The 19,871-nt window shown below is 60.6% G+C and carries 13 protein-coding genes and 1 pseudogene; 7 read left to right on the top strand and 7 right to left on the bottom strand.

Annotated features, from left to right (window positions below; all coding sequences use genetic code 11):
- Positions 1-6 precede the first annotated feature (6 nt).
- Positions 7-921: a DMT family transporter gene (locus FHT87_RS03000; protein WP_183725235.1), complete on the bottom strand. Its 915-nt coding sequence runs from the start codon at positions 919-921 to the stop codon at positions 7-9.
- A 277-nt stretch (positions 922-1,198) separates the two neighbouring features.
- Here FHT87_RS03000 and FHT87_RS03005 point away from each other — a divergent pair, with 277 nt between their 5' ends.
- The gene (locus tag FHT87_RS03005) at positions 1,199-1,939 is read left to right on the top strand and encodes an AraC family transcriptional regulator (protein WP_183727187.1); all 741 of its coding nucleotides are present in this window, start codon (positions 1,199-1,201) and stop codon (positions 1,937-1,939) included.
- Between the two features lie 147 nt (positions 1,940-2,086).
- Here the strand turns inward: FHT87_RS03005 and FHT87_RS03010 are convergent, their stop codons facing one another.
- Positions 2,087-2,902 (bottom strand): oxidoreductase, encoded by an 816-nt coding sequence (locus FHT87_RS03010; RefSeq protein ID WP_183725237.1) that lies wholly within the window; start codon positions 2,900-2,902, stop codon positions 2,087-2,089.
- An 85-nt stretch (positions 2,903-2,987) separates the two neighbouring features.
- On the opposite strand from FHT87_RS03010, the gene FHT87_RS03015 reads away from it, so the two are divergent.
- Complete coding sequence (locus FHT87_RS03015; RefSeq protein WP_183799347.1) at positions 2,988-3,449, top strand: helix-turn-helix domain-containing protein; 462 nt, start codon at positions 2,988-2,990, stop codon at positions 3,447-3,449.
- Between the two features lie 123 nt (positions 3,450-3,572).
- Here the strand turns inward: FHT87_RS03015 and FHT87_RS03020 are convergent, their stop codons facing one another.
- The 3 genes and pseudogenes from FHT87_RS03020 to FHT87_RS03030 all read right to left on the bottom strand — a co-directional run bounded on the left by FHT87_RS03020 (position 3,573) and on the right by FHT87_RS03030 (position 6,997).
- Entirely contained in the window at positions 3,573-5,594 is a 2,022-nt protein-coding gene (locus FHT87_RS03020; RefSeq protein WP_183799350.1) for a beta-N-acetylhexosaminidase, read from the bottom strand.
- Positions 5,595-5,624: 30 nt separating this feature from the next.
- Positions 5,625-6,095, bottom strand: coding sequence for a GNAT family N-acetyltransferase (locus FHT87_RS03025; protein ID WP_183799353.1), 471 nt, complete (start codon positions 6,093-6,095; stop codon positions 5,625-5,627).
- A 439-nt stretch (positions 6,096-6,534) separates the two neighbouring features.
- Positions 6,535-6,997 (bottom strand): annotated as a pseudogene (locus FHT87_RS03030) (Lrp/AsnC family transcriptional regulator).
- Positions 6,998-7,129: 132 nt separating this feature from the next.
- Here FHT87_RS03030 and FHT87_RS03035 point away from each other — a divergent pair.
- Positions 7,130-7,546: a DUF2000 domain-containing protein gene (locus FHT87_RS03035; RefSeq protein WP_183799356.1), complete on the top strand. Its 417-nt coding sequence runs from the start codon at positions 7,130-7,132 to the stop codon at positions 7,544-7,546.
- A gap of 493 nt (positions 7,547-8,039) precedes the next feature.
- Here FHT87_RS03035 and FHT87_RS03040 read toward each other — a convergent pair whose 3' ends face one another.
- A complete protein-coding gene (locus FHT87_RS03040) occupies positions 8,040-8,228 on the bottom strand; it encodes a hypothetical protein (protein WP_183801109.1) in 189 nt (62 codons plus the stop codon).
- 251 nt (positions 8,229-8,479) lie between these two features.
- Between FHT87_RS03040 and FHT87_RS03045 the strand changes: the two genes are divergently transcribed.
- The 4 genes from FHT87_RS03045 (at position 8,480) to FHT87_RS03060 (ending at position 11,177) form a co-directional block, all read left to right on the top strand.
- Positions 8,480-9,022 (top strand): GXWXG domain-containing protein, encoded by a 543-nt coding sequence (locus FHT87_RS03045; protein WP_348649345.1) that lies wholly within the window; start codon positions 8,480-8,482, stop codon positions 9,020-9,022.
- Between the two features lie 4 nt (positions 9,023-9,026).
- Entirely contained in the window at positions 9,027-9,395 is a 369-nt protein-coding gene (locus FHT87_RS03050) for a c-type cytochrome (RefSeq protein WP_183799359.1), read from the top strand.
- Positions 9,396-9,584: 189 nt separating this feature from the next.
- Complete coding sequence (locus tag FHT87_RS03055; protein WP_183799361.1) at positions 9,585-10,031, top strand: SRPBCC family protein; 447 nt, start codon at positions 9,585-9,587, stop codon at positions 10,029-10,031.
- An 87-nt stretch (positions 10,032-10,118) separates the two neighbouring features.
- Positions 10,119-11,177, top strand: coding sequence for an adenylate/guanylate cyclase domain-containing protein (locus FHT87_RS03060; protein ID WP_183799364.1), 1,059 nt, complete (start codon positions 10,119-10,121; stop codon positions 11,175-11,177).
- A 64-nt stretch (positions 11,178-11,241) separates the two neighbouring features.
- Here FHT87_RS03060 and FHT87_RS03065 read toward each other — a convergent pair whose 3' ends face one another.
- Positions 11,242-19,737 carry a glucoamylase family protein gene (locus FHT87_RS03065; RefSeq protein WP_183799367.1) on the bottom strand — a complete coding sequence of 2,832 codons (8,496 nt, stop codon included), beginning with the start codon at positions 19,735-19,737 and terminating at the stop codon, positions 11,242-11,244.
- Between the last annotated feature and the right edge of the window lie 134 nt (positions 19,738-19,871).

Consider the following 19,871-nt stretch of genomic DNA (forward strand, 5'->3'; position numbering starts at 1 on the left):
CGGCCCTCATTCGCCTGCCGGCAGCCTCTCATCTGCCTGCAGCGGGCGACGGGCTAGAGGTCGCGCAAAGATGACGACGTTCCCGAGAAGCGTCAGTGCTAGGCCGATCAGGCCTAGACCGCTCCAGCGGTAGCCCTCGAAGACCGTCGACAACGACAGAGCGACGATCGGGAACAGGACGGTGGCATAGGCAGCGCGTGAGGAGCCGATGCGGGACACCAGCATGAGGTAGGTGGTGAAGCCGATCACCGATCCGATTGCCGCAAGGTAGAGCAGTGCGGCAAGATAGGTGATGTTGGGCGGCGCCACGATCGGCGTTTTCGTCACGGCAGTGAGGAAGAGGAGGATGATCGCGCCATAGGTCATGCCCCAGGCATTGGCGGTAAGCGGTGAGATTCCGGCAGCGCTGTTTCGACGCGATGCCATATTGCCCAGCGAGAAGAACAGCGTGCCAAGCGCCGCAAGCCCGATCCCTTTCAACGTACCCATATCGAAATCGACGACAACGTCCTGTCCGAAAAGGAGGAGAAGGCCGGTTGCTCCGAGCGCGGCTGCGAGAAGCGTGCGGCCTGTAATGCGGTCGCCGAAGAAGAGGCGCGCATTGACGGCATTGTAGATCGTTGCGAGCGAGAAGATCACGGAGATGAGCCCGGACGGGATAGAGGCGGCTGCGTTGTAGAAACAGATGAAATTGAGGCTGAATAGGCAGAGCGCTTGGGCAAGGATGAAAGGTTGATCGCGTAAGGCAGGGAGCTTGAGCCGCCGCATGACAGCCAGGATGGCGACGAGGATCACTGCTGCGGCCGCAAATCTGTAAAAGACCGAGACCAAGACCGGCACGGGACCGACCTGCATCGCAATGGCGATCCATGTCGTCCCCCATATAAGGACGGTCGCGATGAAGAGAGCGGCATTTGCCATGGAATGATCCTCGTTTTCCCGACCAATAGGCGAGTCGTGAGCAGGCCTCTTGCAGATTCTTGCTATGAAATCGATTTGCCCGGACTTCCTGCTCGCCATGCGGGTCGCCCAACGGTATCGTTCGCACGGCGTGGTCAGGTTTGGGGAAGAATTAGTGAAATATAGTCACCCGTCGGTTTTCGGGTTTTTGTCCGCATCTCCCACTGCGCGGATGTCACAGTCTACCGATTTGGGGTTCGGGCGATCAGCCGCCATCTGGAGCAATGCACACGACAGGATGAGCTATCAGCGGCCGAACGGTCATACGTTCAGTCTCTATCTCAGGGGCGGTGCCGGAACGCGTCGTCTGGATGGCAGCCCCGCAGCGCGTGGCCGTCCGGGAGTCCTGTGCATCATGCCACAGGAGCATTCCTCCGAATGGGAAATCACCGACTTCTCCCAATTCGTCCATCTGTACGTTCCCGACGATCAGATGCGCAGGATGTTTGCGGAGATGTTTGACCGCGATGCTCGGCTTATGGCTCTTCCCGAAGTGACCTTCGCAGATGCACCCGCCTTGGCGCGTACGCTTCTTCAGATGACGAAAGCGATGGTGGCGGGCAGTCATCTGCAGGCTGAAGAAGCGATGACACAGACGATCAACGATTTCTTCGTTGATCCCCGCTATGGCGGGATGCGTCCCTGCACGATCAGCGGCGGGCTCGCTCCTCATGTGCGGCGCCGGAGTCTGGAGTATATCGAGGCCCATCTCGATGAGGCAATCCGCTTGCAGGATCTGGCGGCGATCGGGCAGCTCAGCGCCTTTCATTTTCAGCGGATGTTCCGGGCAAGTTATGGTGTGTCCCCGCATGGCTGGGTGGCCCACCGGCGTGTCGAGCGCGCCAAATCGATGCTGTGCGGCATGGACCCGATAGCGCAGATCGCTTCAGCCTGCGGCTTTAGCAGCCAGAGCCACATGACACGAGCATTTAAGTTGGGCACAGGCGTCACACCCTCTGCCTACCGACAACGGCAGTGAAGCCCCTTCGCTCGAGAACCGTTTGCTCGCTCTGGGCGGCACGGGGCCGTCAGCCTTGAGGGCACCGCCCTTCTTCCAATAGATCAGGAATGCTTTCACGGGACGAACTTTCGTTTTAGTCCTGCGCCGGGAATACGATAGGCAAGCTCAACCGGGAAGCTTGTTGAATTTCCGCAGGCTTTTGTCGACTAAGGACTCGGGCAGAAAGCGGCGGATAAAGCGCACCTGTCCTGCGGCTTTTCCAGCCGTGTAGCGTCTCTTTGGCGACGGCGCATTGGCGGCCCGGACGACGGTTGCGGCCACCACTTCGGGTGCATCGCCGTTGGAGACGATTTCGCGCATCAGCTTTTCGGCGTCAGCGCGTACCGCATCATAGATAGCGAGCGGCCGGTCCGGCCGCGTAATGTTCTCCTCGAAGGAGGTGCGGGTGACACCAGGTTCGACGAGCACGACGCGGATGCCTTGCGTGCGCACTTCGTGGTCGAGGGATTCCGAGTAGCCTTCGATCGCGTGCTTGGTCGCTGCGTAGAGCGCATTGAAGGGCGCCGGGATCAGCCCGAGGATCGAGCTCAGGTTGACGATCCGTCCACCGCGTTGCCGCCGCATCACCGGCAGCACCGCATTCGTCATCCTGATGGTGCCGAAAACGTTGACGTCGAATACGGCTTTCGCCTGCGCCGTCGTCGATTCCTCGGCGCCGCCAAGCAGGCCGATCCCCGCATTATTGACGAGAAGATCGATCCGTCCTGCGCGGCTCAGAACCTCGTCAATAACGCCGTGGACGGATTGATCGTCGATGACATCGCAGATCAGCATCGTGACCCCGTCGGCGGTATCGGGCATCGACTTTCGGCTGGTGCCGAACACACGGTAACCGTCGCGCCGCAGTGCCTTCGCCGTCACCAGCCCGATGCCGGAGGAAGCTCCGGTGACCAGGGCAATACCGCGTTCTTTCTTGCTCATCTCTGCCTTCGTTTTATCGTGGAACATCTATGCGCATTCTGTTACTATTAATTTGATAGTCAGTCACTACTAAAACGATATCGACATGAAGAATCTTTCGGATCAGCCCTGCCTTATCGCCCGCAGCCTGGCGCTCGTGGGCGATGCGTGGAGCATGCTGATCATGCGCGACGCCCATGCCGGGCTGACCCGATTCGATGATTTTCGAAAAAGCCTCGGCATTGCTCCGACGATGCTGACGGGACGGCTGTCATCACTGACCGAGGAAGGATTGCTGGAAAAACGTCGCTATTCCGAGCGCCCGCCGCGCGACGAATATCTGCTGACAGAGGCTGGCCGCGACTTTTTGCCAGTTCTGTTTGCGATCGGCGCCTGGGGCCGCAAACACCGCGGCGGCGGCGAAGTCACCCGTTTCTTCGACGCCGAAACCGGAACCGAAATCGATCCCGTCACCATCGATCGCGCGACCGGCGCTCCTGTTGGAACCCGTCCCATTCGCATCGCCAAACCTGGATGCGCCGCTCCGCCGCCGGATCAGCAGGACTGACCGCCAGCGCAGCGCACTTCGGTGTGTCTGCAACGCTCGAGCTCGCCGCTTGAGAGCGATGTCAGTATTTTGCCATCACCATCTCCGGTGATGGGCAAAATGATCCTTGATCCTAATCCGAGCTTACGACTGCTGCAGCCCGTAGAGCAGCGGCATCAGCCCGGCGAGCGCCTTGAAGCGTTCCCAGGATTTTGACGATGGCTTCGTCCAGCCCGTTTCGGCAAGTGCTGACAGGCGTGGAAAGACGAGACGGTCGAAGACGGCGCGATCGGTCATCGGTTCGGACCAGATGCAGGCCTGGATGCCGCGAAGCTTCTGTTTCTGCGTTTCGGTCCATCCACCGACCGGATCGAACGCATAGAGTTTCTCCGCGTCCGACGTGCCGGCCCAGCTCGCACCCGGCTCATCCCAGTCCGGCCGTAGCGCCATATCGAGATAATAGACCTGCCCCGGGCAGACGACTATCTCATAGCCGCGGTCGGCAAGCTCGGCGGAGACTTCAACATTGCGCCACGAGCAGAGGTAGCTTTTCGCCTTGTCGATAACGTCGCCATGCGCCGCCTCCTCCCAGCCGCCCGTAATGCAGCCCTTGGAAGCCAGGAAGCTCTGGATGCGCTTCAGGAATTCCGCCTGCAGGATCGCCGTGCCCGAACCATGGATGTCGTCAGCGCCATGGGTATTGGTAATGACATTCAAGCGCTCGGCATGCGCATCGGCGATATCGTCGCCGGCGACCGCACGCAGCCGCGCGAGTGCTTCCGGCGAGCCGGACCATGCGCCGAGCGGCACTTCGTCGGCGCCGATATGGATGGTCTTGAAGGGGAAAAGCTCGATGAGTTCCGAGAAGATGGTCTCGATGACCTGATAGGTCTTTTCGCGTGCCGGATTGATGCAATTATCCGGGAAACCCTGAACCGAGTAGTAGCTGCCTGCTTCCCCCGGATCGCGCAGATCCGGTATTGCCTGCAGCATGGCGTAGCAGTGGCCGGGTATATCAATCTCCGGCACGATCTCGATGCCAAGCTCCTCGGCATAAGCGACGATCTCGCGGATAACGGGTTTGGTGTAGTAACCGCCGGTGCGCGCCGGGCTGGAGCCGAGTAGCGGCGGTACGGCAAGGCCATGGCCCCGCCACGCGCCGATTTCGGTCAATGCCGGATAGGCATCGATCTCGACACGCCAGGCCTCGTCGTCGGAGAGATGCCAATGGAATCGATTGAGCTTGTTCCAGGCGAGCACCGCCATCAGTTTCTTGATTTCCGCCTCGCCATAGAACTGGCGGGCGACATCGAGATGCAGACCGCGCCAGCCCATCGACGGCTCATCGACGATCTCGCCCGAGGCCGGGAACTGGAAGGTCCGCGGATGCAGGCGCGCGCCGCGCCAGATCTGGCCGAGCGTCACGAGGCCGTATAGGAAGCCGGTCCGGCTGCTCGCCTCAACGGTGATCGCCTCCCCTTTGAAGCTCAATCGATAGGCCTCGGGGCCGAAACCGACGGCATTCTTGAGGGTTACGGCTGCAGCGCCCTCAGCGGCCGAGCGGATGATGCCTTCGACAGCGAAAAGATGATCGACCAGCACTTTGAAGCTATCAGTAGCAGCCTTTGCATCCGGATCCTCAGCCTGGAGCGTGAAGCCTGCCGGCAAGGGCTGCTTTGAGGCGACAGCCACATGGTTCGGCCAGGGGATGATCGACACCTGCACCGGCACGCTGGCCGGCACGGGAAAGATCTCGGCGCCGCGCTTCAATGGCGCGTTGCTGGCGGCCGAGCGTGTGGGCTCGAGCGCCAGCGAAACGGTGCTGCCATCCGCAAAGGCGAGATAGGCGCTCGTTGCGCCATCCGTCCAATGGCGGAACTGCCAGCTCAGCGCATGGACCGAAATCGTCCAGGTCTCGCCAGTGCCGAGAACAAAGCCCTCCGGCGGCTGGAATTCGGTGAAGTTCGACAGTCTCCTTGAAACCGTAGCCCCTTCGACGCGTCCGGCAGGATCAACCCGCCCCGGCCCGCTGATGCAGAGCGAGAAGCCGGAAAGCGGCTCGGCAGCCAGGTTCTTGAGGTTCAGGACATAGGAAAAATCCTTGCCATCGGCTGGTGGATTCCAAAGGGTTTCGAGCCGCAGGGCCTGATGTCGCGGTGTGGACATGATCGTTTCTTTCTGTTCGGACTGTGGAAGTCAGCTCTTGAGCATGCCTGCATAGATGCCGGGAGCAGAATCGGGGATGGGAATGGCGCCGACGGCTTTTTCGTAGAAGGCGGATGGGCCGACATCGCCGATGATCGCATAGCCGTAGCCCATGGCCTTCAGGTCATTGAGGCTGGCAAAAAGCAGCGCCCGGCCGATACCAAGCCCGCGAAGGCTCTCGTCCACGCCGGTCGGCCCGTAGAAGTCGGGCGCGGTCGCCTCGTGGCAGGAAAAGCCGACGAGCTTGCCTTCGCGTGTGGCGATGAAGCAGGTCGGCGGCCGGTGCGTTATCGCAACCGTCGCCTCACTTGCCCAGGCTTCGCCAAAATGCTCGTCGATCCAGCGGACAATCAGCTTGAGTTCAGGCGGCAGTGCACGGCGGATGGTGACGCCGGCCTTCGCTATAGCATCAGGTGATTTTGTGTCCTGCGGAAGGGTCGACAAGTTGACGAGATAATCCATTGAAAATGTCCTGTTAGGTCTGCGAGCCGAGCGCACGCATCAGATGATTTGGAGTGATCTGCTAGATGACGGTGGACTCTGGACGACGAACGAACGTTAAGAGTCAATCAAATTGATTTAATTAAGCTAACGCAGGATTTCCGATCCGGTCAATGGTGTGGAAACCAAAAATTTCGGCTTCCAACATCTGAACCTGATTGCTTCGGCACACGCATTGGCGGCCAACTGAAGGATGCCTGGAGAAAATAAATTGTCATACTTATTGTGCGCTGCGAAAAGTTTGGCGCAAGCGCGACTGGTCAGACTGAGTTCGTTGAAATGTAGTTATTTTGATCCGGCCTATGTTGAAGCCATGACGGCTTGCTTTTCAGCACGATCGGCCGTCCAGCATCTGCTGGACGGCTATTCCGACAACGACAGTCGGGTTCTGGTCAACCTCTTAAAGACCTACAGGAAAACCTTCGAACGGCTTGATTTCCTTAAGAACGAAGGTGGTCTGCATTTCCTTGATGCGCGGCAGGCGGCGCACGACAGACATGGCGAAATCGGCATAGGAATCGAGATCGGTCGAGACGACCTGCAATAGAAAATCCGAGTCTCCCGCAATGCTGTAACAGGCAACGACCTCTTGCAGCAACTTCGGCGGCAAAGGCATCCGCTTCTGCCTCGTTGTGACCGTCAATCTTTACCCGGATGAAAGCGAGGACTCCGAGCCCGAGTTTGCGCCGGTTGAGATCGGCCCTGTAGCCTTGGATCACACCTGTGTCTTCGAGCTGCCGGACCTTTCGCCAGCAGGGAGACGTCGACATGCCGATGCGCTCGGATAGTTCCTGGTTTGTCAGCCGCCCCTCGGCCTGCAGGCTGGAGAGGATCTTCAGTTCAACCGGCTCAAATGTCGTCATCGGCAATATCTACCTGAAAATTGCGTTAAGCGGGTCGAATCTACCAAATATCATAGCTGGGTGGCAATATCAGATAAGATTATTCCGTGTGGATCGCTTAGGCTGTGCGCATCGCAATCTCAGGTCCTTCCCATGCTCTCCGATATTCGTATCGCCATAGTCGTCGATCCCAGACTCTCACCTGCCCTCATCGCAAATACCGTCAGCGCCATCGGCATAGGCATGGGCGCCAAGATGCCGCTCCTCGGCGCCGAGAGGCTCAGCGACCGTGCCGGCAGGGCCACCGATATCATCTCCAACCGCCCCGTGCCGATCCTGCAGGCCGACGGGCAGACGATCCGCCAGATCATGCTGAAGGCGCTGAGCCAGCCGGAGGAACATGCCATCGTGCCGTTTCCCGGTTTTGCGCGCTCGCTGCACGACTATGCCGACTATCAGCGCGGTTTTCCGGACCGGGATCTCAGCGAAGAAGGAATCGATGGACTGGGTCTTGCAGGACCGGCAAAATGGGTGAGATCACTGACAGGCTCCCTGAAATTGCTCCGCTAGCGTGTCAAGCGAGCAGAACGATCTGGTGCTGGTCATCAAAAGTGACGACGACATCTTGTGGGAATCCAAATTGCAGTTCCTCTACTGCTGTTTGGGTCCGGGTACCTGTTGAGGGATGTCACCCGGTCGGATGACCGGCATGCTGTCGGTGGATGGGGCCGGTTCAACCAACCCGCGATCGCCAGTCGGTGGAGGCGTCAGTACGCCTTTGCACCGAGATATTTCGCTTTCCGATCTGCCATTCTCCACCGGCCGATCTTTGTCGGCTGACGACTGGCGATCCGCCTGACACTCCGGTTGCCGCTCCTTGCTTTCGGCCTGGCTCTTAGCAGCCTGAGATCCGGCAACAAGCACCCCGAGGGCGAGTCCAAACAAGAGAGACTTACCGGAAAGGCGATGCATCGAAAGCCTGGTCAGGGATATTGGCCGCAAAGTCCACATTGGTGTCACTCCCCGTTCCCGAGAGGCCAAACTGCCGCGAGCTACACGGAGGTCATCGCTTCCCCTCACGAACGCGAATGCCTGGCTTGCCAATCGGCATCAGCCGAGGATCATTGATGCCTGGCCTTATTGCGTCCTGCTCGCTCGACTCCTTGACAGGCGGCCCGCGCCCAACCTTGTTTTCCGGAGCATCGGGAGGTGTCTGCAAATATTCGCGATGTTGCTTGTCGAGTTTGCTCATAAGCGGCCTCCTTGCATCGGATCAATCGCGTGTCGGGCCGGGTATCCCGCGACGGCTTTTCGGACATGAACGCGGGTTGTTATCGCCAACGCCGGAGCGAGAAAGCGACAGTGAACGCCATTATGCCGGACACCGTCTTGCGATTGGTGTCCCTCATATTAGGTCCAACCAGCACGGACCTCGAATGTTCCGGATAGAAACGGAGAATTGACCCTCGGAATCTCCGCAGCCAAGCGCTATGTCGTTCCTGCGTGATCATAAGAAAAGGTGAACTCGTGCAGACGGACCTCCAGAAAGACATGGCGGCTTGGTTCCAGTCGCTCGAACCTGTCGATCCCATAGAGATGATCGGACTTTGGAGAGGTGCCGGCATTCCGTCAGGACATCCACTGGACGGCGTGCTCGAGAATTTGCAATGGTTCGGCAAGCGCTTCCATCCTGATCGGCGGGCAGATCCCCTGCTCTTTCAGTGGTTTCCGGGGCGGCTCGTGGCCATCGATCCGCGCTTCGCCCCTATCGGGTTGGCGATCAGGCTCGCGCCGTTGGGACGGACATCCCTTGCTCGGAACCTGTTTTCACATCTTCAGAAGGCGTTCCGCGCAAAGGGCACGACAGCCGCCCTGGAGGTTCGGACATTCGGGCAGATCGCAAGCGCTGCAATGATCTACGATGCGCAGCCGATCGTCGACCACTTTAGACGAGTAGCCGATGACACGTTGGCTGGCATGATGTGCGTGCGCGACGACGAAAGACGGTTCTTCTTCAAACTCACGAAGATCGACGCCCAGACCTAGAACGATGTTGAGAACAATAGTATGGGCGATCACGGCAGCAGGAGCGGGCAGCAGTTTTGCGGCCGACGTAGATCGTGGTGCGAGAATTTTCCGGGCCTGTTCTTCATGTCACATTGTCGATGACACCAGAACTACGTTCGGCCCCTCTCTGAAGGGCGTCGTGGGACGGCGGGCAGCGATCATGGACGACTACGTCTACTCTGCCGCCTTGAAGAAAGCCGGCGAAGACGGGCTTGTGTGGAACGAGCATGAGCTTGCGGAGTTTCTGGCACGCCCGAGCAGAAAAATCCCGGGCACAAAGATGCGCTTCTGGGGACTCTGGAGCTTCGATATCGACGACCTTATCGCCTTCCTGAAGGCAAATCCGTTGTAGCGCAGCGGCGGACTGCGGCAGGCATATATGAGGTCGGCCGCCTTCTCCACGTGAATCCTCAGGATGGGCGCCTCCACAATTCAAGCTCTGGCAACGCATGACACCCTTGCTGCGAACGATCCTCCCCCTAAAATAATCTGGGATACCGCGTCGTACCTCGGCCGGTGCAGACCAAACTGGGAGAAAGCGATGCAAGACGCACTCGTCGTTCGCCGCGAAACGCATCTTTCCGCGCCGCCTGCTGCCGTATTCGCCCTGCTGACGGATCCGGAAAAGATCCTGCGCTGGATGGGAACAGAAGCAGAGATTGAGCCGCAGCCGGGAGGACTCTATCTCGTCAACGTGACCGGTGCGCGTTTCGCACGCGGTTCTTTTCGTGAAGTGGTGCCGGTCCATCGCCTGGCCTATAGCTTCGGCTGGGATGGCAGCGAGGTGGTGCCGCCGGGGTCGAGCCTGGTCGAGATCGATCTGATCGAACAGCCGGACGGAACGCTCTTGCGTTTGACGCACACCGGCTTGCCCAATGCCGAGCAATGTGCCGGCCATGCCGAGGGCTGGGCTCACTACCTTGGCCGATTGAGCACCGTTGCGGCCGGACGCGACCCGGGACCCGATTCCTTTCATGGCAGGAAATGACCAGGCTTCCCATTTTAGGAAAAGCCCAATTCATGAGGGAGGCGGCGCCTGGCTGACATCAATTGAGCGCTATGGCATGATCGAGGCATGGATTTGCCCGCCCATCTCGCCTGGCTGATCGATGAGGCCAGCGCTTCGTCCAGCCCCGAACACTTTATAGCCGAGCTTGGCAGGCTGTTGCTTGCCGATGCTCTGCCGCTTGCGGGCGGAGCCCTCACTCTTGCCGTTCCGCATCCGATCATTGCGCGCCGTACCTGGTTGTGGCGGGCGGAGACCGGTGCAGTCATCGAAGCGCTCGACTTTGCCGGCAGCTCGCTCAACAAGGCTGCGGACGACTGGCTTGCCGGGCTTGGGCCTATACACGAAGGAAAGATCGGCCGCGGCTCCGACAGTCCGATGTTGGGCTGGGCCGGAACCCGACCGTTCGATCCGGCCGAGGCGGATCGGCTATGCCAGACCGCGCGCTTTGCGGCCGCACCCCTGGCAACTCTGACCGCGCGAACGGCGCTGACAACGTTGCTGGAGGCCTATCTCGGCCGGCGCAGTGCCGCGCAGGTGCAGGCCGGAATGCTCGGCCGCAGCAGCAGCGAAACCATCCGTGCCGCTTTGCTTTGTGCTGATCTGCGCGATTTCACGGCCCTCTCCGAAGCGACGGAGCCCTCCCTTATGATCGCCACTCTCGATGCGTGGTTCGATCGTATTGCCGGAGCGGTCCACGCTTTCGGCGGCGAGGTGCTGAAGTTCATTGGTGACGGTGTTCTGGCGATCTTTCCCGTTACCGGCACGCCCGGGGAGGCCTGCGAGGCCTCCCTGCGCGCCGTCGCGGCCGCCCGTGCCGGCATGGCCCATCTCGATGTCGCGCGGCAAGCACAAGGCCTGCCGCCGCTGCCGTTCGGCGTGGCACTGCATTTCGGCGAGATGCTCTGGGGCAATGTCGGTGCGGCCGACCGGCTGGACTTCACCGCAATCGGCCCCGCAGTCAATCTGGTCAGCCGGCTGGAGGGGCTCTGCAAGTCCCTTGGCCACAGTGTGCTGATATCAGGCGCACTCGCCGCGCAGACTACGACGCAACTGGTCCCCCTGGGTGAACACCGGTTGCGCGGCATCGCCGATCCCTGTGCTGTCTTCACTTTGCCAAGGGCTTGAACGACGCAGGTCGCGGCAATCGCCGGGGCAGTGACATCAGTCAATCTGCCCAGGCAGTGAGTTCTCATTTGGCCGCTATCAAATAGCCCTCGTTCAGATCATCGAGCGCAATACCGTTGATGGTCACAGAGCAGCGACCCGCGTCCACCTTCGAAACGGAAACCTGGTATTTACCGCTCGGCAGTTCAAGCTCCGCCGAGAAGCCGTCCCATCCGGCCGGCAGAACCGGTTTGATGTGCAGGCGGCCGTTCTCCGAGCGGATGCCGAGGATGCCCTCGATTGCCACGCGGTAGAACCAGCCGGCCGAGCCGGTGTACCAGCTCCAGCCACCGCGACCCTTGAGGTCGCCTTCGCCATAGACGTCGCCGGCAATCACATAGGGCTCGATGCGATAGACATCCGCGGAGGATTTATCGAGCGAGTGATTGATGGGGTTCAGCATTTCGAAGGCGCGCCAGGCGTCTTCACCGCGGCCCATTCGGGCGAGAGCAAGCACAGCCCAGGTGGCGGCATGGGTATATTGGCCGCCGTTTTCACGGACACCCGGCGGATAGGCCTTGATGACACCGGGATCGTTGACCGGTTTGACGAAAGGCGGCGTCAGCAGACGGATGAATTTGCCCTCTTCATCGACGAGCTTGTCGAGGACGGCCTTCATCGCCATTTCGCTGCGTTCAGGGTTACCCTCGCCCGACAGCACACTCCAGGACTGGGCGATCGAATCGATCTTGTCTTCCTCGGACTGACTGGAGCCGAGCGGCGCACCATTGTCGTAATAGCCGCGGCGGTAATATTCGCCGTCCCAGCCAGCCGTTTCGATCGCGTTCTTGAGCTTTGCCAGATGGTCCGACCAGCGGCCGACACGCTGGGTGTCACCACGGGTTTCGGCGTAAGCGATAAAGCGGCGCAAGGCGCCAGCCAGGAACCAGCCGAGCCAGACACTTTCACCACGTCCGGCCATGCCGACACGATCCATCTTGTCGCACCAATCGCCGCTCATCATCAGCGGCAGGCCGTTGACGCCGGTGCGCTTGATCGCAAGATCGAGGCCGAGAGCGGCATGCTCGTAGAGCGATGCGGTCTCGTCGGAAACGCGCGGCTGCAGGAAAGCATCATATTGGCCGGGGCTGAGCTGCGCACCTTCGACGAAGGGCAGCATCTCGTCCATGATCGCGGCATCGCCGGTCGCCGTGCAATATTGATCGACCGCATAGGCAAGCCAGACCGGATCGTCGGAGATGTTCGTGCGCACGCCGGCGCCGCTGTCTGCCAGCCACCAGTGCTGGAAGTCGCCTTCCGGGAACTGACGCCGGCCGGTATTGAGGATCTGCTTGCGGGCGATCTCCGGCGAGTGCAGCAGGAAGGCCAGCGAATCCTGCAGCTGGTCGCGCAGGTTCCAGGCGCCGCTCGATTGGTAGAAGGCGGTGCGGGCCATGATGCGGCAGCCATAGGTCTGATAGGGCAGCCAGTTGTTGACCATGAAGTCGAGGCGCTGGTCCGGCGTCGAAACGCGCGTCCGGCCGGTGAAGCTCTTCCAGAAATCGCGGGTCTGGCCGAGAACGTCCTCGAAGCTGACAGAGCGGATCTCGGCAATGAGAGCCGATGCTTCCTCTTGCGAGGCCCCATCGCCCATATAGAAGCAGATATCGCGCACTTCGCCCGGCTCGATCGTCAGATCGAAGGCCATGGCGGCTGCCGGATCGCCGTCGAGATCCATGGCATTGGAGAGGCGCGAGCCCGCCGAGACGGTCCGCGGCTGCTGGATCGTTCCGTGGCGGCCGATGAATTCGCGGCGGCTGGTGGAAACGCTCGATGGCATTTCGCTTGCCGCAAAGGCCGCGACACGCGTTCCGAAATTCACGCTGAACGGATTGCTCGCGAAGATCGCTCCGCTATCGCGATCGAAGCTGGAGATAATGAAGGGTTTGCTCTTCGTCGGGTTGTTGCCGAGGATCCATTCGGCATAACCGTAGAGCCGAAGCTTGCGCGCCTCGCCCGCACCATTGCGGATGCGCAGCTGCGTCAGCTTCACCGATTTTTCCATATGGAGGGTCTGCGTGACCTCCAGGGCGATTTCATCCTGAACTGTTGAGAAGACCGAGTAGCCGAGGCCATGTCGCGCTTCAAAGCGCGTGTCGGAGCGCTGCGCCAGAGACGCATAGGGCACGATGACGGAGCCGCGATCGAGGTCCCTCAGATAGAAGGCTTCGCCCGGTCGGTTGGCAACCATGTCATTGGTCCAGGGCGTTAGCTGGTGGTCACGGGAGTTCTGGCTCCAGGTGAAAGCCGCGCCTTCAGCCGAGACATGGAAGCCAAAGCTCTCATTGGCGATGATATTGACCCACGGATGCGGCGTCTGTTCACCGCCCGACAGGCGCATGACATATTCGCTGCCTTCGGCTGCAAAGCCGCCATAACCGTTCCAGAAGGCGAGATCGCCGCCTTCGGCTGGCGCCGGGGCGCCGATGCTGCGATCCATTCTCGGTACGAGGGTGGAATCGCCCCATTGGCCGAGCAGCGCCGGTGAGCCGGAAACGGAACGCGCCTTCTGCAGCTGGTCGATGAGGCTGCCGTCGCGGCCGCGCAGCACGACGCGCGAAGCGGCAATGATGGCGTCGTAGGCTTCCGGTGTCGTCAGATCCTTGCGCAGAACATAGATGTTGCGCTGGATGCCCGCCACTTCACTGGCGTGGCGCGCCGCGTCGCAGAGCTGGTCGATGGTGCGCTGCATCTCGGCCGCAGCCTCGCCGGCGCGCTCGTTGAAGATCACGAGATCGACCTCGACGCCGCGCGATTGCAGCAGGCCCTGGGCGCGCAGCAACTCCTTGACGAGATCCGTGCCAAGCTCGTCGGTGATGCGCAGCGTCATCAGCGGCGCATCGCCTGACAGCGTCGCGCCCCAAAGGACGGACTGGGACTTGAGGCCTTCGCGCACCGCCTTGCTGTCGGCACGCAGCGCCATGTCGGGATAGATGATATAGCGCGCAAAGCGCTGGTAGGCGGCTGCCTCCTTCGAGTTGACACCGATCTGGCGCAACTGGCTCTGCGTTCTCGTCCAGGCCTGAACGAGGCCCTGGGCGAAGCTTTCCGGCTGGCGATAGTGCTCCAGCGCAGCCTCGAGTTCGGCGCGATCCGCACCTGCAATCGTCCAGAAGGTCACGCTGACCTTCTCGCCGGCCGGCACACGAAGCGTCCGGCGCAGCGACACGCAGGTGTCCATGGTGAAACCGTCGGTGCCCGAGAGCTCCGCACCGGCATCGAAGGCTGCTGCTTCGGTCAGTGTCCGTCCACGGCCGAGGAAGCGCATACGATCGGTTTCATACTGCGTCGGGCCATCTTCGCCGGATGTGTCGACGATGAGCTGGGCAATGGCGACATCGGGATCAGTCAGGCCGCGCTTCTGGCGCTCGACGAAGATCGCATCGCCGCGGTTGGCGATCTCGGTCTTCAGGAACATGCGTGCAAAGACCGGATGGCCCGTGTCGACGATATCGAGCGTTGCGACAGGCTCCATATACGAGGTCACTTCGATGACACGGTCTTCGGTACCGGTGTTGGTGATCGTCAGGCGGCGGCCTTCCGCATCATAGTTGCTCGCGACGAAGACTTCCATTTCGCTCGTCAGCTCGCCGACGGTCTTGATGAATTCCGCCTTGTCGTCGCTGAAGCTGACGCGGACATGCTCGTTGGCGATCGAGCGCGGCTCTGCGGTCGCAGACCACCACTCGTTCGATGCGGTGTCCCGCAGGAAGACGAAGGAACCCCAGCGATCCTCGGTCGGATCGGCCCGCCACCGGTTGATGGAGAGGTTTTTCCAGCGGCTGTAGCCGGAGCCCGTCGCCGTCAGCATGGTCGAATAGCGACCGTTGGACAGCAGCAGCAATTCGCGTTCGCGCGATGCCGGATCTTCCAGTCGGCGTACTTCCGGACGCATCAGGTCACCCTGAATGGTCGCCGGCGCATCGGTCTCGTGCTTTGAGGCCATCACCGGAATGTCGCGCGGCGCCTTTTCCTGCAGCAGCAATTCAGCAGACTCGATGACGGGATCGGCATGGAAAAGCTCGCGCAGCATGCCATCGAAGGCGACATTGGCAACGGCTGCAATCGACATGCCGTGATGGTGCGCATAATAGTTGTAGACGACAGCGCACTGCTTGCCCTCGGGCACGCGGCTTGCCGTGAAGTCGACAGCATCGTGGAAACCATACATGCCGAGTGCGCCGACCGCCCTCAGCCTGTTGAGGTTTTCAAGCGCCGCAACAGGGTGATACTGGCTCGCCAGAAGCGACGCATAGGGTGCGATAACGGCGTTCTGGCCGAGACCGCGCTTCAGGCCGAGCGTCGGCACACCGAAATTGCTGTACTGGTAGTTCATCTGGTGATCGCGAGCGTTGAAGGCTGCTTCCGAGATGCCCCACGGCGTACCGAGCTTGCGGGCATAATTCATCTGTTCGAGAACGATCAGATTGTTGGTCTGATTGAGAATGCCTCCGCTGCGCTCCTGCATGACGAGCGGCGGCATCAGATATTCGAACATCGAGCCGGACCAGGAGACCAGCGCGCCGCGCGATCCAACCGGAACGACATGACGGCCGAGCTTATACCAATGCTCCGTCGGCAGATCACCCTTGGCGACGGAGAAGAGGCTCGTCAGACGGGCCTCCGAGGCAAGCAGGTCGTAGCAGGCCGCATCAACTTCCTCCGTCTCGACCCGGAAGCCGATCGACAGCAGCCGACGCTCGGGACGGTAAAGGAAGCTGAAATCCATATCGAAAGCGATTTCGCGGGCGCGATTGCCGACACGGCACAGTCTTTCGCTGATGGCATCCACCTGCGAATGATCGAAGGCCTTGTCGGCCTGATGAAGTTCGCAGGTCTCTACGAGCTTTTCGGCCCAATGGACAACCTCGTCGCTTTGCGCCGTCTTCACCTCTCGGTCGAGGCTGCCGGCAAGTTCACGGATTTCCCGCGCCTGCCCGGCAAATCGCTCGATCAACCCCGAAGAGAACTCTTTCTCGCGCTTGCCGGTGGCGACTGCCGCTTCGAGGTCGGCAATTCGGCCATCGAGCCGGTCGTGCAGAGGGCGGGCCGACTTGTTGTCTTGCCCAAGCTCCGCAAGCACCTCGCGAAGAATGGCCGCGACATCGCCAATACCATCGAGGTCGGTGTGAATGTGGGAAAGAGGAGATTTGGCCCAGAGGCGGCAAGCCGATGATACGGCAATCAAGTGACCGGCAAAATTGCCGCTGTCGACCGATGACACATATCTGCGGCCAAGCGGCTTCAGCGTATCCGTATGATACCAGTTGAAGAGATGACCCCGATATTTCTCGAGCCTATCAACCGTCTCGATCGTCTGTTCGATGCGCTTGACTGCATCTTCGAACGAAATCCAGCCGAAACGACGCGCCGAAATGACCGACAGCAGATAGACGCCGATATTGGTCGGCGAAGTACGCATGGCGACGACGGCGTGCGGCGTCTGCTGGACATTGTCCGGCGGAAGGTAGTGCTGGCCGGGAACCACGAAGTGGTCGAAGTAGCGCCATGTGCGCCTTGCGATCTTGCGCAGCTCGTTGCGGACATTGTCCGGCACATCGAGCCGATCTTCGGTTTCCGCCGTCTGGCTGACCGTCCAGGCGATAGCCGGCGAGAGCACCCAGAGAATGACGAAGGGAAGGCCGACCATCCAGGCGCTGTCGCCGGAGGAGACCGTAAAGATCAGCGCCAGAATGGCCAGAACCGGAGCCCGCCACATGACCTTGTAATGGCCGAGGATCGTCGTCTGCGCCATGGCCTGGGCACTGGCAGCGGTGCGCCATTGCAGCATCAGCTTGCGGCTGACGAAGAGGCGGTAAAGCGAGCGAATGATGGCGTCAGCCATGACGCAGGCAATATCGGCGATGAAGACGATGCGCATCGCCACCTGAGCGTTGGCATTCTCGATGTCTTTCCAGACAGTATGCAGATGCGCCTGCAGGATGATGTCGCTGGTGCGCGGAATGATGCCGTTGATCAGCGACAGGGTCGGTGCGACGAACAGACTGAAGATCAGCAGGATCTGCCAGATGAGCGCGCCGAGCGGGTCCATCCAGTACCAGCCGAGCACGGATGCCAGGAACCAGGCGATCGGCGTCAGCGAGCGGCGCAGGTTGTCGAACATCTTCCAGCAGCCGAGCGCAGTGACGCCGCGACGGTCATCGAAAATGTAGGGGAGAAGCTGCCAGTCACCGCGCGCCCAGCGATGCTGACGCGAGACTTCGACTTCGTAGCGGATCGGGAAATCCTCGACCAGCTCGCAATCCGTGACCAGCGCGCAGCGCGCCATCGAGCCTTCGAGCAGGTCGTGGCTCAGAACCGAATTTTCCTTGATCCGGCCCTTCAGCGAAGCTTCGAAGGCATCGACATGGTAGAGGCCCTTGCCGGTGAACGTGCCTTCGCCGGTAATGTCCTGATAGACATCGGAGACGGCGAAGACGTAAGGGTCTAGACCGCGGTTGACCGAGAAGACGCGCTGGAAGGTCGATGCGTCCTTACCTGTCGTCAGCGACGGCGTCACACGGGGCTGAAGTACGCCGTAGCCATCGACGACGCGCTGTTTCTGGGCATCGAAGACCGGGCGGTTGATCGGATGATGCAGCTTGCCGACGAGCTTGGTCACGGTGTCGCGGACGACGCGCGTGTCGCTGTCCAGCGTCATGACATATTTGACGTCCTGCGGCACTACGTTGGCGCCGGGCAGGAAGCTCGTGTTGGACTCGCCGCGCAGCAGCATGTTGAGTTCGTGCAGCTTGCCGCGCTTGCGCTCCCAGCCCATCCAGGCGCCTTCGGCCGGGTTGTATTGCCGGCGGCGATGCAGGAGATAGAAGCGCTGCTTGCCATCCTCGGCATAGCGTGCCTCCAGATCTGCGACCTGGCTCAGCGCATAATCGAGGACTTCAAGATCGCGGGCGTTTTGCTCCTCCTGGGCATCCGGCCAGTCGCTCAAAAGCGCGTAATAGATTTCGCCGCGCGCATTGGCGAGGTAGTGGACTTCGAGGTTGCGGACGAGCTCATCGACATGTTCGCGCTTGCCGATCAGGCAGGGAATGGTGACGAGCGTACGGGCTTCCGCCGGCAGACCCTTCTTGAATTCGTAGCCAACCAGCCGGTCGGGCGTGATGAAGAAGGTGGCAAAGAAATTGAAAAGACCGGTCGCACCTTCGGACGCCGGAAGCGCGAACATCAGCAACAGCACGATCGTCGCAAAAAGCGGCATGCCGGCATCGACGAAAACCCAGTCGACCACGATCAGCGCCAGCAACGTCAGGAGCAGCACTGGCATGGCGATCGCCAGCCAGTTCAGCTTGCGGATCGCGCGCATGAACCGCAGACCGAGCGTCGGCCGGAAGCCGATTTCCGTTTCGAGCGCCGGGCGACCATTGCCGACGAAGTAATAGCCGACATTGCCGGCTGACGCGGCGAGATCCAGGCTGCCTGCCTTCGCGCGGTCGGCCAGACGAACGGCCGCCTCGGCGATATCCATCTCCGTCTTGTCAGAGCGCTTGGCGAGCTTTTCAATCTGACGGCGATAGCTGTTGCGGGAGCCGGAATCGAGCTCGGCATAATCCGTCTGCTGCCAGAGCAGCTTGTCGATCGTGCTGACCTCTTCGACCCATTCGGACCAGTCGGTATCGTTGATCTCGCGAAGGCTCTTGATGATGCTGCCCATCAGCGCATTGGCCGCGCCAAGACGGGCCTGCTCCGCCGACATCACGGCTTCCGCATCGGTCCCCCTTGCGGAAAGCTTGCTTTCGAGCCAGTTCAGCGCGGCTTCGGTCGGCTCCAGGGCATTGCGAAGGCGATAATGCAACTGAGTGACGAATGTCGTGTCATCGAGATTGGCAGTCAGCGTCTCCAGGAATCCGGCGGATTCGGCATCGCCGAGCGTGATCGCCTGAGTGGCTGCCGCATTGGCGCTCGTCCGCATCTCGCGGCTCTTGTCGATCTGCGACGCCACTCGGCGAAGATTGTCAATCAGCACGTAGCGGACAAGCGAAGGCAGCGCCCAGAGTTCGCCGATGCGCAGCGTCTCCTTGTCCTGGAAACCTTCCGTGACAGCCGCCATGCCGGCATTGCTGATATTGCTGTGTGCATGCGCCATGTAGAGCCAGGCGAGCGCCAGCGTGCGCGGCACCTCCGTCCCGTCAAGTTTGATCTTGCGCAGCTCGCGATAAAATTTTTTCGGAAAGTCGCGACGGACTTCCTGGATCGCTTCCTCGACAATATAATGGTTGTCGAGCAGCCATTCGGTGGCCGGCGTGATGCTCTCGCCGGCATCGACATCTGCAGCGGCGGCGCGATAGACCCTCAGGATCTCGGCCTCGTTCTCCCGGTGCCGCTGGAAGAAATCGAAGTTCGTGAAGCTTGTAACATCAAGCGTACGGCTCTCCGCAAACTGCGCGGCCCGCACCCTCAGCTGGTCGTTCGACAGCAGGGGCGCGCGGATGCCGAAATCGGGATCCGCGGACGATGCTTGAACATGCGCGCTCGAAGCACCCACAATATTTTGAGAGGTCATAGTGTTTTCTCTTCTACTGGGTTCGTGTCCAACGAATGCATTCTTGCGGAACTGGATGCGAGCAGGAGCACGAGCGTTTCGAATTAGGCATCTTCATCGCTTTTGAAAGGGAGTTTACATTCAAACTGGGATTG

The sequence above is a fragment of the Rhizobium sp. BK316 genome, assembly GCF_014193695.1.
Lineage (GTDB): Bacteria > Pseudomonadota > Alphaproteobacteria > Rhizobiales > Rhizobiaceae > Rhizobium.

What these genes read in the sequence shown, in the direction of transcription:
- FHT87_RS03055 (WP_183799361.1), top strand. Translation starts at nt 9,585, where the DNA reads ATGCAAGACGCACTCGTCGTTCGCCGCGAAACGCATCTTTCCGCGCCG.
- FHT87_RS03040 (WP_183801109.1), bottom strand. Translation starts at nt 8,228, where the DNA reads ATGAGCAAACTCGACAAGCAACATCGCGAATATTTGCAGACACCTCCC.
- FHT87_RS03025 (WP_183799353.1), bottom strand. Translation starts at nt 6,095, where the DNA reads ATGGATTATCTCGTCAACTTGTCGACCCTTCCGCAGGACACAAAATCA.
- FHT87_RS03010 (WP_183725237.1), bottom strand. Translation starts at nt 2,902, where the DNA reads ATGAGCAAGAAAGAACGCGGTATTGCCCTGGTCACCGGAGCTTCCTCC.
- FHT87_RS03050 (WP_183799359.1), top strand. Translation starts at nt 9,027, where the DNA reads ATGTTGAGAACAATAGTATGGGCGATCACGGCAGCAGGAGCGGGCAGC.
- FHT87_RS03065 (WP_183799367.1), bottom strand. Translation starts at nt 19,737, where the DNA reads ATGACCTCTCAAAATATTGTGGGTGCTTCGAGCGCGCATGTTCAAGCA.
- FHT87_RS03000 (WP_183725235.1), bottom strand. Translation starts at nt 921, where the DNA reads ATGGCAAATGCCGCTCTCTTCATCGCGACCGTCCTTATATGGGGGACG.
- FHT87_RS03060 (WP_183799364.1), top strand. Translation starts at nt 10,119, where the DNA reads ATGGATTTGCCCGCCCATCTCGCCTGGCTGATCGATGAGGCCAGCGCT.
- FHT87_RS03020 (WP_183799350.1), bottom strand. Translation starts at nt 5,594, where the DNA reads ATGTCCACACCGCGACATCAGGCCCTGCGGCTCGAAACCCTTTGGAAT.
- FHT87_RS03015 (WP_183799347.1), top strand. Translation starts at nt 2,988, where the DNA reads ATGAAGAATCTTTCGGATCAGCCCTGCCTTATCGCCCGCAGCCTGGCG.
- FHT87_RS03035 (WP_183799356.1), top strand. Translation starts at nt 7,130, where the DNA reads ATGCTCTCCGATATTCGTATCGCCATAGTCGTCGATCCCAGACTCTCA.
- FHT87_RS03005 (WP_183727187.1), top strand. Translation starts at nt 1,199, where the DNA reads ATGAGCTATCAGCGGCCGAACGGTCATACGTTCAGTCTCTATCTCAGG.